The sequence below is a fragment of the Cellulosilyticum sp. ST5 genome, assembly GCF_046529625.1.
In the GTDB taxonomy this organism is placed as follows: Bacteria; Bacillota; Clostridia; order Lachnospirales; family Cellulosilyticaceae; genus Cellulosilyticum; species Cellulosilyticum lentocellum.
In genome coordinates, this window is the sequence record NZ_CP132338.1 from 2,433,685 (window position 1) to 2,446,906 (window position 13,222).

Annotated in this window: 14 protein-coding genes and 2 tRNA genes; 4 read left to right on the top strand and 12 right to left on the bottom strand. The window is 34.3% G+C overall.

From position 1 onward, the window contains the following. Nucleotides 1-3: 3 nt before the first annotated feature. The 6 genes from phoU to QTL86_RS11930 all read right to left on the bottom strand — a co-directional run bounded on the left by phoU (nt 4) and on the right by QTL86_RS11930 (nt 5,272). Nucleotides 4-690, bottom strand: coding sequence for a phosphate signaling complex protein PhoU (gene phoU, locus QTL86_RS11905; protein WP_013656169.1), 687 nt, complete (start codon nt 688-690; stop codon nt 4-6). A 44-nt stretch (nt 691-734) separates the two neighbouring features. Next, the gene (gene pstB / locus QTL86_RS11910; protein ID WP_013656168.1) at nt 735-1,484 is read right to left on the bottom strand and encodes a phosphate ABC transporter ATP-binding protein PstB; all 750 of its coding nucleotides are present in this window, start codon (nt 1,482-1,484) and stop codon (nt 735-737) included. A 12-nt stretch (nt 1,485-1,496) separates the two neighbouring features. After that, nucleotides 1,497-2,288 (bottom strand): phosphate ABC transporter permease PstA, encoded by a 792-nt coding sequence (gene pstA / locus QTL86_RS11915; RefSeq protein WP_013656167.1) that lies wholly within the window; start codon nt 2,286-2,288, stop codon nt 1,497-1,499. Next, complete coding sequence (pstC, locus tag QTL86_RS11920) at nt 2,288-3,151, bottom strand: phosphate ABC transporter permease subunit PstC (RefSeq protein ID WP_013656166.1); 864 nt, start codon at nt 3,149-3,151, stop codon at nt 2,288-2,290. The genes pstA and pstC overlap by 1 nt, the downstream gene beginning before the upstream one ends. A 24-nt stretch (nt 3,152-3,175) precedes the next feature. Continuing rightward, a complete protein-coding gene (locus QTL86_RS11925) occupies nt 3,176-4,003 on the bottom strand; it encodes a phosphate ABC transporter substrate-binding protein (RefSeq protein ID WP_410494967.1) in 828 nt (275 codons plus the stop codon). A gap of 357 nt (nt 4,004-4,360) precedes the next feature. Further along, nucleotides 4,361-5,272 carry a phosphate ABC transporter substrate-binding protein gene (locus tag QTL86_RS11930; RefSeq protein WP_013656164.1) on the bottom strand — a complete coding sequence of 304 codons (912 nt, stop codon included), beginning with the start codon at nt 5,270-5,272 and terminating at the stop codon, nt 4,361-4,363. A gap of 250 nt (nt 5,273-5,522) precedes the next feature. Between QTL86_RS11930 and QTL86_RS11935 the strand changes: the two genes are divergently transcribed. Beyond that, nucleotides 5,523-6,695 carry a class I SAM-dependent RNA methyltransferase gene (locus tag QTL86_RS11935; RefSeq protein WP_013656163.1) on the top strand — a complete coding sequence of 391 codons (1,173 nt, stop codon included), beginning with the start codon at nt 5,523-5,525 and terminating at the stop codon, nt 6,693-6,695. A 183-nt stretch (nt 6,696-6,878) separates the two neighbouring features. Here QTL86_RS11935 and QTL86_RS11940 read toward each other — a convergent pair whose 3' ends face one another. Together QTL86_RS11940 and QTL86_RS11945 are read right to left on the bottom strand one after the other, a co-directional pair. Continuing rightward, nucleotides 6,879-8,276 carry an ATP-binding protein gene (locus tag QTL86_RS11940; protein WP_410494968.1) on the bottom strand — a complete coding sequence of 466 codons (1,398 nt, stop codon included), beginning with the start codon at nt 8,274-8,276 and terminating at the stop codon, nt 6,879-6,881. A 3-nt stretch (nt 8,277-8,279) separates the two neighbouring features. Then, a complete protein-coding gene (locus QTL86_RS11945; RefSeq protein ID WP_013656161.1) occupies nt 8,280-8,990 on the bottom strand; it encodes a response regulator transcription factor in 711 nt (236 codons plus the stop codon). A 177-nt stretch (nt 8,991-9,167) separates the two neighbouring features. Here QTL86_RS11945 and QTL86_RS11950 point away from each other — a divergent pair, with 177 nt between their 5' ends. The 3 genes from QTL86_RS11950 (at nt 9,168) to QTL86_RS11960 (ending at nt 11,176) form a co-directional block, all read left to right on the top strand. Beyond that, the gene (locus QTL86_RS11950) at nt 9,168-9,602 is read left to right on the top strand and encodes a hypothetical protein (RefSeq protein ID WP_013656160.1); all 435 of its coding nucleotides are present in this window, start codon (nt 9,168-9,170) and stop codon (nt 9,600-9,602) included. Nucleotides 9,603-9,674: 72 nt separating this feature from the next. Continuing rightward, nucleotides 9,675-10,598, top strand: a complete 924-nt coding sequence (locus QTL86_RS11955) for a TIGR01212 family radical SAM protein (RefSeq protein ID WP_127065935.1) — start codon at nt 9,675-9,677, stop codon at nt 10,596-10,598. Nucleotides 10,599-10,651: 53 nt separating this feature from the next. Further along, entirely contained in the window at nt 10,652-11,176 is a 525-nt protein-coding gene (locus QTL86_RS11960) for a DUF4364 family protein (protein WP_013656158.1), read from the top strand. Between the two features lie 227 nt (nt 11,177-11,403). On the opposite strand, the gene QTL86_RS11965 is transcribed toward QTL86_RS11960, so the two are convergent. The 4 genes from QTL86_RS11965 to yihA all read right to left on the bottom strand — a co-directional run bounded on the left by QTL86_RS11965 (nt 11,404) and on the right by yihA (nt 13,213). Continuing rightward, nucleotides 11,404-11,478: transfer RNA gene (locus QTL86_RS11965), tRNA-Pro, on the bottom strand. Nucleotides 11,479-11,482: 4 nt separating this feature from the next. Further along, a tRNA-Gly gene (locus QTL86_RS11970) sits at nt 11,483-11,555 on the bottom strand. 91 nt (nt 11,556-11,646) lie between these two features. Further along, nucleotides 11,647-12,585: a hypothetical protein gene (locus QTL86_RS11975; RefSeq protein WP_410494969.1), complete on the bottom strand. Its 939-nt coding sequence runs from the start codon at nt 12,583-12,585 to the stop codon at nt 11,647-11,649. A 37-nt stretch (nt 12,586-12,622) separates the two neighbouring features. Next, nucleotides 12,623-13,213 carry a ribosome biogenesis GTP-binding protein YihA/YsxC gene (gene yihA, locus QTL86_RS11980; RefSeq protein WP_013656156.1) on the bottom strand — a complete coding sequence of 197 codons (591 nt, stop codon included), beginning with the start codon at nt 13,211-13,213 and terminating at the stop codon, nt 12,623-12,625. Between the last annotated feature and the right edge of the window lie 9 nt (nt 13,214-13,222).

A 13,222-nucleotide genomic window follows, 5' to 3' on the forward strand; every position in this document is an offset into this window, starting at 1 on the left:
TCTTTATTTTTCTATTTCATTAATAGAAGCATGAATAACATATTCACCTGTTAAGCTGTAATAAATCCACTCTGCTATATTGGTAATATGATCTGCTATTCTTTCTAAATACTTAATAATCATAATGTAATGAAGTCCACTTCTAATAAACTCCTTATCAGCTACCATTTCATCCCTTATTTCTTTCCAAACCTTCCAGAAAGCTTCATCAATCTTATCATCTGCTTTACAAATATCTTTGATATCCTCTATGTTTTTAGTTGCAAAAGTATTTAAGGCTCCTGTTAACATCTCTTTAGCAGCAACAGCCATTTTTTCAATATGGCGTTGGTAGTTAACTTCCTCACTCCATTTATCCTCTTTAAGCTTAATGCTATATTTACAAATATCACAGCATTGATCTGCTATTCTTTCTATATCCGTTACAATCTTAACCACTGATAAGATAAAACGAAGATCTCTTGCAATAGGTTGTTGATGGGCAATAAGTATGGCACATTCTTTTTCTATCTCAAGTTGTATTAAATCTACCTTGTCATCACTATCAATTACTTTTTGTGCTAATGTATGGTCACCATGAATCAAAGAATTAAGTGTATCACTAATCATTTCTTCTGCAGCATGGCCCATTTCAATAATACGTTTGTTTAATCCTTGTAACTGCTCTTCATATACTATTCTAGATGGCATTTTCCTTCTCCTTTACTGATTGCTCTCTGTTTTTTATTAGTGGCTTAGCCAAATCTACCCGTAATATAGTCTTCTGTCTTTTTATGAGCTGGCATATTAAAGATTTTGTGTGTATCATCCACCTCAATTAATTCCCCTAGTAAAAAGAAGGCTGTACGGTCAGAAATTCTTGCTGCCTGTTGCATATTATGCGTTACGATTACAATTGTGTATTGTTTTTTTAGTTCACTAATTAAATCTTCTATTTTAGAAGTAGAAATAGGATCAAGAGCAGAGGTTGGCTCGTCCATTAATAATATTTCTGGACGCATAGCGATGGAACGTGCTATACAAATTCTTTGCTGTTGTCCCCCAGACAAGCTAATGGCATTTTTCTTAAGCTTATCTTTTACTTCGTCCCAAATGGCTGCTTTCTTTAAGCTATCTTCTACAATTTCATCTAATTCTGATTTTTTCTTAATACCTTGCATACGTGGTCCATAAGAAATATTATCATAAATGCTCATTGGGAATGGATTAGGCTTCTGAAATACCATACCTACTTTTTTTCTAAGTTCAATCGTATCCATACCAAAGATTTCTTGACCACGATAAGTAATAGACCCTTCTACCTTAGGTGCTGCAGCCAAATCACTCATACGGTTAAAGATACGTAATAAAGTAGATTTACCACAACCTGAAGGCCCAATAAAAGCAAGTACTTCATTTTCGATAATATCTAAGTTAATATTTTTTAAAGCTTTAAAGTCACCATAATAGAATGATAAATCTTTAATACTCATAATTGTTTCCATAGTCTTTCTCCTCTATGATTTGACTTTACTTAATTTATATCCAATAAAGTAAGTAAGTAAATTTAAAAGTAAAATTGTAATCAGCAGTACAACAGCTGTGCCGTAAGCTTCGTCGAAAGAAATACCTTCTTTAGCCAATAAATATAAGTGAACAGCTAAAGTTCTACCTGATTCCATCGGGCTTTCTGGAAAACGATACATCGTTCCTGCTGTTAAATAAATGGCTGCTGTTTCTCCTACGATTCTTCCTGTCCCTAAAACAACACCTGTTAAAATACCAGATAAAGCATTAGGGAGTACTACTTTAATAATGGTTTTAAACTTAGAGGCTCCTAAGGCAAGTGAACCTTCTCTATAGCTTACAGGTACAGTCTTTAGTGCTTCTTCTGTCGTTTTTACAATAGTAGGTAATACCATCATAGACACAGTAAGTGAACCCGCCATAATAGAGATACCTAATTTACATTGTGTTAAGAAGAAAGCCATCCCGAATAAACCAAATATAATCGAAGGAACAGCTGCCAAACTTTCTGTTGCAAAACGAATGGCATTTACGAACTTGCCTGGCTTTGCATACTCATTTAAGTAGATAGCGGCTCCAATACCAATGGGCCCTGAAATAAGAAGTCCAATAGCTACCATGTATAACGTTGAAACAATTGGAGGAACTAGTTTGCCAAAGTCAATATGCGCTATACCTTTAAACACAATGTAGCCTATAATCCAACCTAACATAATAATAGTTATGGATGAAATTGCAAGTAATATAACTTTTATCAGACTTTCCTTATGTTTTCTTTGCATTATCTAGCTCTCCTTTCTGCCCTTCGAATAAACTGCGTAAGTACTAAATTAATTGCCATAATCAGTACGAAAAGCACCATCCCTGTTGCAAATAGTGCTTGCTGGTGAATGCCTGTTGCATATCCCATTTCCATTGCAATATTAGCGGTTAGTGTTCTTACTGGATCCATAATACTACTTGGGATAAGTACAGAGTTACCTGCTACTAAGATAACAGCCATAGTCTCGCCTAACGCTCTACCTATACCTAGTACAATTCCTGCCATAATACCAGATTTAGCTGCACCTAATTGTACTTTGAAAATATATTGAAATTTAGAAGCCCCTAATCCTAAGGCCCCTTCCTTATATTCATTTGGAACAGCTCTAAGACTTACTTCTGTCATTCTTATCACTGTAGGTAGTAGCATAACTGCTAAAATCAGCATTGCTGCTAATAAACTACTACCACCACCTATACCCCCAAAAAGGTCATTCAGGATGGGTACAATTACCATCAGACCAAAGAATCCATAGATAACAGATGGTATACCAGCAAGTAAGTCAATTGCCGCTGAAAACACCTTAGCCACTTTTTGTGGTAAGACTTCTACTAAAACAATTGCTGTACTCACACCAACTACAACCCCTATAAGAGTTGCACCTAATGTAGCATATAAACTTGCTACTAACATTGGATAAATACCAAATATTTTTCCTGATGGATTCCACTTCTTACCGAATAGGAAATCCCAAATACTCACTTCTTTAAAGAAAGGTACTCCTCCTACTATAATATATACTGCCATAAATCCAACTACTAAAATCATGATGGCTGCACATAACCAAAACACTCTTTTCATTAATTTATCCATGTACTTCATCTACCTTTACTCGTTTATAGATTACTATTGATTAATTGGAATATATTTTTCTGCTATAACGCTTTGACCTTCTGCTCCAACGATATAATCTAACAAAGCTTTTGCCTCATCACTTGTATTATTTGATGTTAAAAGAAGTAATGGTCTTGAAATCATATATTCATTCGCTAAAACTGTTTCAGCACTTGGCATCACACCATCTACTTCTACTAGTTTTACTGTTTCATTCCTATAACCTAAAGAAATATAGCCAATTGCATTTTCTTTGGAAGCTACTGTGGCCATAATACTACCTGTACCTTCACTTACCAAAGCTCTGTCAATAATAGTAGAAGCTTTATCAGTTGTTAAAAGACCTAATAATTCTTCAAAGGCCCCTCTTGTACCTGAACCTGCTTCTCTTGTTACCACAATAATATTCTCATCTTTACCACCTACTTGACTCCAGTTAGTGATTTTACCTTCATAAATATCTTTAATTTGCTCTTTTGTTAAATTCGTCACTTCATTAGTTGTATTAACTACAACTGCAATGGCATCATGAGCAATAACTGTCTCTGTTAAACCAAGTCCTTTTTCTTCTTCACTTAGTTCACGTGAACTCATACCCATATCTGCAGTCCCATCTGCTACAGCTTTAATGCCTGCTGATGAACCATTTCCTTGTACTTCAATATTAGCATCTGGCACGGTTTCTTTATATTTTTCTGCTAATTGTTCCATCGGTTCTGATACTGTTGTAGAACCTACAATTGAAACTTTAGGTCCTTTTGAACTACTGCTGCCACAACCTGTAAGCGCCATAGTCCCAATCATTACCCCTGCTATACATAGAAGTAATTTCTTTTTCATAGCTATATGCCTCCTAAAAATAATATATATCTTAGCCAATAATGTTTTGTAAATTTGTATCCCTATATTACGCCCCTAATGTTTAATTTATGTTGGAACAATGTTAAATCTATGTTAAATAGGCCTAGGCTTACCCACCCTAGACCTACTTCATTCATTTATTTAGTTATTGGGGATAATAACAATTTATAAGATATTTTAGGAGTAAATATTTTGAAACATTAGCAATGTTTAAGTATATTAGCGTATTGCTTTATTAGTTGTTACTTTGTTTAAATATTATTGAATCATTACTTCTCTATTTTTTATGTCCATATTAGCTTATCTACTTCAACTCTTAAGCTATTCATTACACTACTATTTTATAGAGATATACTTATCACTCATAATCTTTTGACCTTCGTCACTTACGATGAAATCAATTACTTCTTGTGCTTCTGCTTTGATACTTGGTTGTGCTACTAAGATAAGAGGTCTTGAAATAGTATAGCTACCTGCTTTTACATTATCTACTGTACATTCTACGCCATCAATTGCCACTGCTTTTACTGTATCATCAAGGTACCCTTCTGAAACGAATCCGATAGCAGCATCCTTTGTTGCTACTGTAGCCATAACTGCACCTGTACCTTCTGAAACTAAAGCTGTTTCTACAATAGTTGAAGCTTTGTTTTCATCTAATAATTTAAGAATTTCTTCAAAAGCACCTCTTGTACCTGAGCCTGCTTCTCTTGTTACTACGATAATATCTTTATCTACGCCACCAACTTCGCTCCAGTTAGTAATTTTTCCTTCAAAGATATCTTTAACTTGATCCTTTGTAAGATCTGCTACACCATTGCTTGGATTAACTACTACTGCAATTCCATCATAAGCAATTACTGTTTCTACAAGTCCTGAGCCTTTTTCTTCTTCACTAAGTTCTCTAGATGCCATCCCAATATCTGCTGTTCCATCAATAGCAGCTTTAATACCTGCTGATGAGCCATTTCCTTGTACTTCAATATTGTCTGGAGACCCAGTAGCTTTATAAGCTTCTACTAATTTTTCCATTGGTTCAGCTATGGTTGTAGAACCTACGATTGATATTTTTACACCTTTTCTTGTTGCATCTGCTGAACTAGCTTCTGGGCTAGCTTCTGCTGATGTAGCTGGTGTAGTACTGGCTTCATTTGTTTTATTTTCATTTCCTGTGTTAGCTGAGCATCCTGCAAACATCATAGTTCCTAATGTTAGAGCCGCAAAGCAAGCTAAAAATTTTCTTTTCATTTTTAATTCCCTCCTGGAAAGCTATAGGTATTATAGCTGTTTTTGTTTTTGTTTTTTCTGTACATCGATATGATATTATTACAATGTTCAATTAATATTTGGTTTAGGTTAAGAATTTGTTAAATAATATTTTTAAGCTCAATGATCCCTTCTTCATCACTTACTAATTGATTCTACTTACTTGGTATACAGCTTATCTATATTGGTGTACAATAAGAATACGAAATGAGTATTTTTAGAGGAGAACATTATGAAAACATTTGAACTAATTGCTACTTCTACCTTCGGACTTGAAGCCATGGTACGAAAAGAAGTAGAAGATTTAGGTTATGAAATAAATGCTGTGCAAGATGGCAAGGTTGTTTATACTGGAGATTCAGAAGCTATTGTGCTTTCTAACTTATGGCTTCGCAGTGCTGACCGTGTACTTATTAAAATGGGAGAATTCAAGGCCACTACTTTCGTAGAACTTTTTGATAAAGTTACTGCACTTCCTTGGGAAGCTTGGATTACACCAGATGCTAAATTTACTGTTAATGGTAAGTCTGTTAAGTCGAAGCTTTTTAGTATCTCAGACTGTCAAGCCATTACTAAAAAGGCAATTGTTAAACGCCTTAGTGAGAAATATAAAATGGATTGGTTTCCTGAAACAGGGCCTTCTTATACGGTACAAGTTTCTATTTTAAAAGATGTGGCTACCTTAACTATTGATACAACTGGCCGTGAAGGTCTTCATAAGCGTGGCTACCGCGTAAGCAATGTAGAGGCCCCTCTTAAAGAAACCATGGCAGCTGCCCTCTTGCAAATTAGCTACTGGCAAAAAGGACGTATGCTTTACGACCCTTGTTGTGGTTCAGGTACTTTCGCTATTGAAGCTGCTATGTTAGCTAAAAACATTGCCCCTGGCCTTAACAGGCAATTTGCTTCTTCTTTCTGGCCACAAGTACCTAAAACACTTTGGGACGAGCTTCGTCAGGAAGCGAGAGAAGCCATTGATCAAAAAGGTAATCCTATTATCTACGCTTCTGATATTGATAGAAATGTCATTAATAAAGCTAGAGAAAATGCGGAAGCTGCTGGTGTTGGTGAATATATTCAGTTCTTTGCCAAGCCTATCCACAAAGCTACCTTGCCACATGGTGATTATGGCATTGTCATTGCTAACCCTCCGTATGGTGAGCGTATTAGTAATCTGTCACAAATTGAACAAATCCATCGTGAGCTTCGTCGCTTAATCGATAGCAATCCAACTTGGTCGCTTTATGCTATTACCTCTGTGGATACCTTTGAACGTGATTATGGTAAAAAAGCTAATAAAAAACGCAAATTATTTAATGGTAATTTAAAGGTTGATTTCTATCAATACTTTGGTCCAAAACCTCCAAAGGATGGAGAAAACTTTAAAGAAATATCTAATAACTAACAAAAAAGTGCAAATATAATCGGCTAGTTGCGCTTTACATTTGCACTTACAAATATCAAAAGGAGCTGTTGCACATTTTATTGCAACAGCTCCTTTGCTTATATGGCTTATCTTATTATTTTTCTTTCCTTAACTTCTCCTATTACTCTCACTTTTCGATGAAGACATTGTCTTATGATTATCTCACTCATCTTCCTTATTCAATATAAGACGAAAACATGTCCCTTCTCCTAATTCACTACTGACTTCAATCTTAATTTCATAAAGCTTTGCAATATGCTTAACTATAGAGAGCCCCAGGCCAGTTCCACCACTTTGTCTTGAACGACCTTTATCTACTCTGTAGAAGCGCTCAAAAATATGTGGAATACTTTCCTCTGGGATGCCAATACCACTGTCTCTAATGGTAATGATTTGCTGCCTACTATTTTCCTGAGTTGTAATAATAATAGCACCATTGTCTGTATATCTTACTGCATTTCCTAATAAATTCATCATCATTTGAGTCAAGTGGTCCTCACTCATATTTTTAATGACTAAAGATTGCTCCTCATTAAATACTATTTTAACAGATTTTTTATCAGCTTGTTCTTGAAGCAAACTCATGCAATTTTCAATGGCACTTGCAACCTTCACATCACCGTATTCTTGTTTATCCATATTTTCGATTTCAGATAGTAATAATATATCTTGGATTAAGCGATAAAGCCTTTTGGTCTCAATGTCAATAATATTTAAAAAGCGATAAGCGACTTCTTTATTTTCTATAGCTCCAGCTTGTAAGGTCTCCACAAAACCTTGAATACTTGTTAAAGGAGTCTTTAACTCATGAGAAACATTACTTACAAATTGATACTTCATTTCTTCTAATCCTCTAAGCTGCGTTACATCTTTTATCAGCAATAAATATTCATATACTTTACCAGATCTACCTACAGCTACCATCGTAATATAGACAATGTATTCTCCTATCTTTAATTCAATCACTTGCATTTTATTAGTTTTAAGCCCTTCAGTAACAAGTTTAACGAACTGTTCTTCTCTTAGTAAATGCGTAATGTGGCAATTGTTAGGTATATTTCCTTTTAACCCTAGTAGCTTTCTAGCCAATTCATTAGTTTCATCAATATACCCCTTTTTATCAATAACAATAATGCCTTCTTCTAAAGAAGAAAACATACTTTCTAATTTAGCTTTTTGATGCCTTAGTTTTCTGATAGTTCCACTTAATTCATCTCCCATATAGTCAAAAGCATGGGCTAGATTTTGTAGTTCTTCTATATCATAATCTCTTAGTTGATGTGTATATTGGTCCTCTTTAAACTTTTTAGCATCCTCAGTTAAAGCTTCAATAGGGTCTGTAATCTTTTTAATAGCACCTTTTAAAACCACATAAAGAACAAAGCTTATGATGCCTGCTATCACAAAAATGTGGTAAATCATACGATTCACCTCACCTGCTGCTAAACTGATTCCAGCTTCATTCATTAGTCTACTACCCATTAAGGTGGCTTCCGCCGCCACTGTAATAACAAGTATCCAAATAGCCGTTAAAGTAGGCCAAATGATTTTATTTTTCATGCGCTACTCCTTTACAAACCTATACCCTACGCCACGAACAGTTTCAATATACTCTCCTATGCCATAGGCTTCAAACTTAGCTCTTAGATAACGAATATGTACATCTACTGTACGTGTTTCACCATAATAATCATATCCCCATACTTTATCCAGAATAACTTCCCTTGTTAAAACCTTTCCTTTGTTACTCATAAGTAACTTAAGAATTTCAAATTCTTTGTAGGTAAGTTCTATGGGTTCATCTTTAAAAGTAAGTAAATGGCTTTCTATATCTAACTTTAAGTCCTGATGTACTAAAAAATGATCTTCCTCTGTTTTTTTAGTCGGCACTTCATTTCTATCAGCTCGGCGCAGTATAGCTTTTACTCTAGCCACTAACTCTCTTACACTGAATGGCTTGGTAATATAATCATCTGCTCCTAGCTCTAATCCCAATATTTTATCAATTTCTTCTGCTTTAGCGCTCACCAATAAAACAGGTACACACCCTAACTGTTCATGATTTCTAAAGATATTAAGTGCAGTGATACCATCCATGCCAGGAAGCATAATATCTAATAAAATTAAATCAATAGGGCTTTCCCCTATACTTTTTTGCATTGCTTCGACACTTGTATAAGTAGATACTATAAAACCATTTGCTTCTAAATTATATTTGATGAGTTCTAAAATATGTTCTTCATCATCAATTACAACAATATGTTTCTTATTCATTATCTCACCCTTTTATAATCATTTTAAGCATTATTGGCTAATATACTTTCTTTTACTATATTACAAGCTGCAAAAATTATAAAGTAAAATTTACATACACTTTTTTATTTTTGTCTGGATATACTAAGCTATATAAAAAGAAATTTTACTTGAAATGACTTTAAGGGGGATCTTATTATGCCAACATTACTGACTAAACAAGAACTAGAAAATCACCTCTATGAATTTCATCAGCTACTTCAAAACTTTGATTATTCTTGTATCAAAAATGTTACCTTTCTTAACTTAGATGCCTTTTTTGCTTATATGGAAAATGTAGAAGGCAATCCTTTTGAAAAACATTATGAAGCACTTCAAAAAAAATTAGATGCCCTCCAACCTTATTTACCCTTTGTTTCTTCTAATAGGGCCAATGAATTTTTAGAGGCTCTTAGTCATACTCAAAATGACGATGAAGTAAAACAAATAAAAGTGAACTATACCAAAATTTTAAGAGATGATTTTATTAAATTTTCTAGAACTGTCACGACAGATGAAGGCTGGAATCATGTCATTAATACGTGTGAAGAAATTAGGCTTAGAAAAGAAGAAATGCTCCTTGCACTTCATTAACTTCTATAAGATAATATAAGTCATAAACTTATATTATCTTTTTTGTTATTTTTACTTAAGTAAGGAGATTTTATGCAAAAACAACGTTATAGAACTCTTAATACCTTTTTACGAGAAAAACATGGTACTAAGGTGATTAAACTTTCCATAGATGGTGGTTTTACTTGTCCTAATAGAGATGGTCGTATTTCTTCTAAAGGCTGCTTATTTTGTAGCGAACGTGGTAGTGGTGACTTTACTTTTTCAGATGAACATTATATTACCAAACAACTTTCTATGGCTACTGGATTACTTTCAGCTAAATGGGGAAATGCCACGAAATATATTGCTTATTTCCAGGCTTTTACTAATACCTATGCACCTTTAGAGGAGCTTAAGCAAAAATATGAAGAAGCCCTTGCTTTTCCTGGTGTCGTTGGACTTGCTATTGCCACTAGACCAGATTGCTTAACTGACGAAATCATTGCTTATCTAGGTGAACTAAGTACGCGTACACATCTATGGGTTGAACTGGGCTTACAAACTATTCATGAACCCACTGCTAAGCTCATTAACCGAGGTTATTCTTTAGACATATTTTATACAGTCGTTCAAAAACTAGCTACTTATTCTATAGAAACTGTTGTCCATCTTATTTTAGGGCTTCCTCATGAGACCAAATCCGATATGCTAGCTTCTGCTAGATATCTATGTCATTTACCATTGCAAGGTATTAAGCTGCATATGCTGCATATTTTAGATAATTCCCCCTTAGGCCACTATTACGAAGCTCATCCTTTTCCACTTCTGACAGAAGAAGAGTATATAGCGCTTTTAGGTGATATTATTACCTTGTTACCTCCCGACTTTGTTATTCACCGCTTAACAGGAGATGGTCCCAAAGAACATCTAATTGGTCCTCTTTGGACTAAAAATAAGCGTCATGTCCTTAATGGTATTACACGCTACTTGAATAAGCATGACATCTATCAAGGTAAATATTTAAACAAATATTGAGTTTACCCCACTTTTAAGATACAATAATAGTAAAAAGTGTGAGGAGGCAAGTTGTGAATATTAATCATGAAGACTTTACAGTCAATAAACTCATCGTACTCTATCTTTTATCGCAAGTAAAAATGCCTCTTTCTTTATCTCAAATGACACAAATAATTCTTGAAAGAGGCTACACAGACTACTTTTCGCTTCAGCAATACTTAACTGAGTTAGAAACTTCTAAGTTTATTACCATCTCCAAACAAAGTAATGCATCTTACTTTGAGATTAGTTCTAAGGGAGAAGAGGCTTTAGAATTTTTCGCTTCCCGTATTCCTGAATTCATAAGAAAAGAGTTAGATCTATTTATAGAAAACAACTGGAGAAAATTCAAAAGTGAATTAGATATTCATGCTGAATATACTCCTAATAAAACCAATGATTATATGGTTCATTGTAAGGTGACAGAAAATCACTCAACACTCATTGATTTAAATATAAGTGTTGGCTCTAAGAAACAAGCTATTGAACTCTGTAACAAGTGGAAGACAAATGCCACTGAACTTTATGGTGAAATTCTGCAATTGCTTTCAAAATAAAAGAGTAGCTAAGTTATTCCCTTAGCTACTCTTTTATTTTGCTTTTTTCTATCAACCATACTTTATTTATACGTTTCTGTTATCATACTCAATATTAAATTAAACCCTATTACTTTTAGTAAGATTTTATCTTTATTTTAGAAGAAAAGGCAAAAAATAAAAAACCTCTGAGCATCAACTACAATGGGCTTCAAAGGATTATTTTTAATTGGCTTATTCAATAAAAATCGGGGTGACAGGACTCGAACCTGCGGCCTCCTGATCCCAAATCAGGCGCTCTAGCCAAACTGAGCCACACCCCGTAAGAGCGCGAAACGGGACTCGAACCCGCGACCCTCTCCTTGGCAAGGAGATGCTCTACCAACTGAGCCATTCGCGCATAATCTCCATCGTCTTGTTATCCGACGAAGATTATATTATCATATTTTAATTTTAGTGTCAACCTATTTAAATCTGAAAACACACTATTTTTATTCATAATTCTCAATTGCCGCTATTTGTTTATCTATATGCCTTTTTAATTCTTTTGCATAAGTATATCCAGGTGTTACATTTCCAAAAAAAGTTTTAAGAACCTCATCAATATGACTCTGCTTTAGATCTTTATTAGGATCTTCTTCTTTTTGTTCAAGGAATACTTTATTGTCTTCTAAATGATTTGCCCCATAGTAAACTTGCTGTACCTCTTTTTCAATAGCTGATACTACCGTCATTGGCTTCGCTCTTGCTTCTACTTCTTTACTGTTAGCAAGCTCTTCTTCATTTAGTACATTTTCTACTAATACCTCTGTTATTGCTTCCTGATAACCTTCTAATTCTTTTTCTTCCGCTAAAAGTTCATTAATCTCAGCAGCTATTTCTTCTTGTAATGTGTTAATGGTCTCTTGATCCTTATTTGCAATAACTTCCCTATTTGGTAAGATTCCTGTAATTTCTTCTTTTTGTTTGTCTATAGGTATACTTTCAAAAGGAATACCTTCTTTATTTTCTACTGCTTCTATTACTTGGTCCCTATTAATAGTTCTAGGCGGTAATTCTATTTCTTGTATTTTTAAAGTACTGGCAATTTGCTCTAATTTTTGTGCTTTTGCAGCATTTATTGGTTTTCTAGGTGGTACCTGCTTTACTTCCTCTGCCTCTCCTTCATCGGTCTTAGTTAAGAACTGTCCCATGGTATGTAAGGTATTATAAATATCCTGTGTTACCTTAAGCTTAGGCTCTTTTGCACGTACCGACTTTGTACGATTTTCTCTAATTCTTTTAGTATGTGGAAATTCTAAGTCTGCAAATAAATCTTTCTTTGGAGTTGTCTGAAGAGAGTTACGTAGTTCAATTTCATCATCATCATCATCTAGCATAGATAATTCAAGCTTGCCTTGCTTTAAATAATATTTATCAGATTTATTCATGATTATCCCCCCATTATAAATCTCTAGTAACTCTTTGCTAGTTCATCTCTTGGATTTCCTCAATAATCTTCCAGAGTTCTTCTTTCCCTTGCTTTGTTTCTGAAGAAAAGCCTACTAATTTATCTTCTGGCATTAAGTTAAGACCTTTTCTAATCATAGATAGGTGCTTTTGAACTTGGCTTCTTTTAATCTTATCCATCTTAGTGGCTACTACAATCACTTCATTATGGTAATGCTTAATCCAGTCATACATCATTTTATCATTATTGCCTACCTCATGTCTAATATCAATTAATAAAATGATCTTCTTTAATTGTTCTCTTTTTTCTAAATAACCTTCAATGAGTTTTCCCCAACGTTCTCTATCTGTCTTAGAGACTTTTGCATATCCATATCCAGGCAAATCTACAAACATATACGTATCTTGCACATTATAAAAATTAATGGTCTGTGTTTTTCCTGGTTGTGAACTTGTTCTTGCTAATGCTTTACGGTTAAGCATAGCATTTAACAATGAAGATTTTCCTACATTAGATTTACCTGCAAAGGCAATCTCTGGCATATCATGTACTGGAAATTGAGACGAAAGTCCCGCTGTTATAATCATTTCTGCTTTTGTTACATTCATTTGATTTCT

Coding starts and splice junctions, on each gene's coding strand:
- QTL86_RS11935 (WP_013656163.1), top strand. CDS start 5,523: ATGAAAACATTTGAACTAATTGCTACTTCTACCTTCGGACTTGAAGCC.
- yihA (WP_013656156.1), bottom strand. CDS start 13,213: ATGAATGTAACAAAAGCAGAAATGATTATAACAGCGGGACTTTCGTCT.
- QTL86_RS11930 (WP_013656164.1), bottom strand. CDS start 5,272: ATGAAAAGAAAATTTTTAGCTTGCTTTGCGGCTCTAACATTAGGAACT.
- QTL86_RS11945 (WP_013656161.1), bottom strand. CDS start 8,990: ATGAATAAGAAACATATTGTTGTAATTGATGATGAAGAACATATTTTA.
- QTL86_RS11925 (WP_410494967.1), bottom strand. CDS start 4,003: ATGAAAAAGAAATTACTTCTATGTATAGCAGGGGTAATGATTGGGACT.
- pstC (WP_013656166.1), bottom strand. CDS start 3,151: ATGAAGTACATGGATAAATTAATGAAAAGAGTGTTTTGGTTATGTGCA.
- pstB (WP_013656168.1), bottom strand. CDS start 1,484: ATGGAAACAATTATGAGTATTAAAGATTTATCATTCTATTATGGTGAC.
- QTL86_RS11955 (WP_127065935.1), top strand. CDS start 9,675: ATGCAAAAACAACGTTATAGAACTCTTAATACCTTTTTACGAGAAAAA.
- QTL86_RS11940 (WP_410494968.1), bottom strand. CDS start 8,276: ATGAAAAATAAAATCATTTGGCCTACTTTAACGGCTATTTGGATACTT.
- QTL86_RS11950 (WP_013656160.1), top strand. CDS start 9,168: ATGCCAACATTACTGACTAAACAAGAACTAGAAAATCACCTCTATGAA.
- phoU (WP_013656169.1), bottom strand. CDS start 690: ATGCCATCTAGAATAGTATATGAAGAGCAGTTACAAGGATTAAACAAA.
- QTL86_RS11975 (WP_410494969.1), bottom strand. CDS start 12,585: ATGAATAAATCTGATAAATATTATTTAAAGCAAGGCAAGCTTGAATTA.
- pstA (WP_013656167.1), bottom strand. CDS start 2,288: ATGCAAAGAAAACATAAGGAAAGTCTGATAAAAGTTATATTACTTGCA.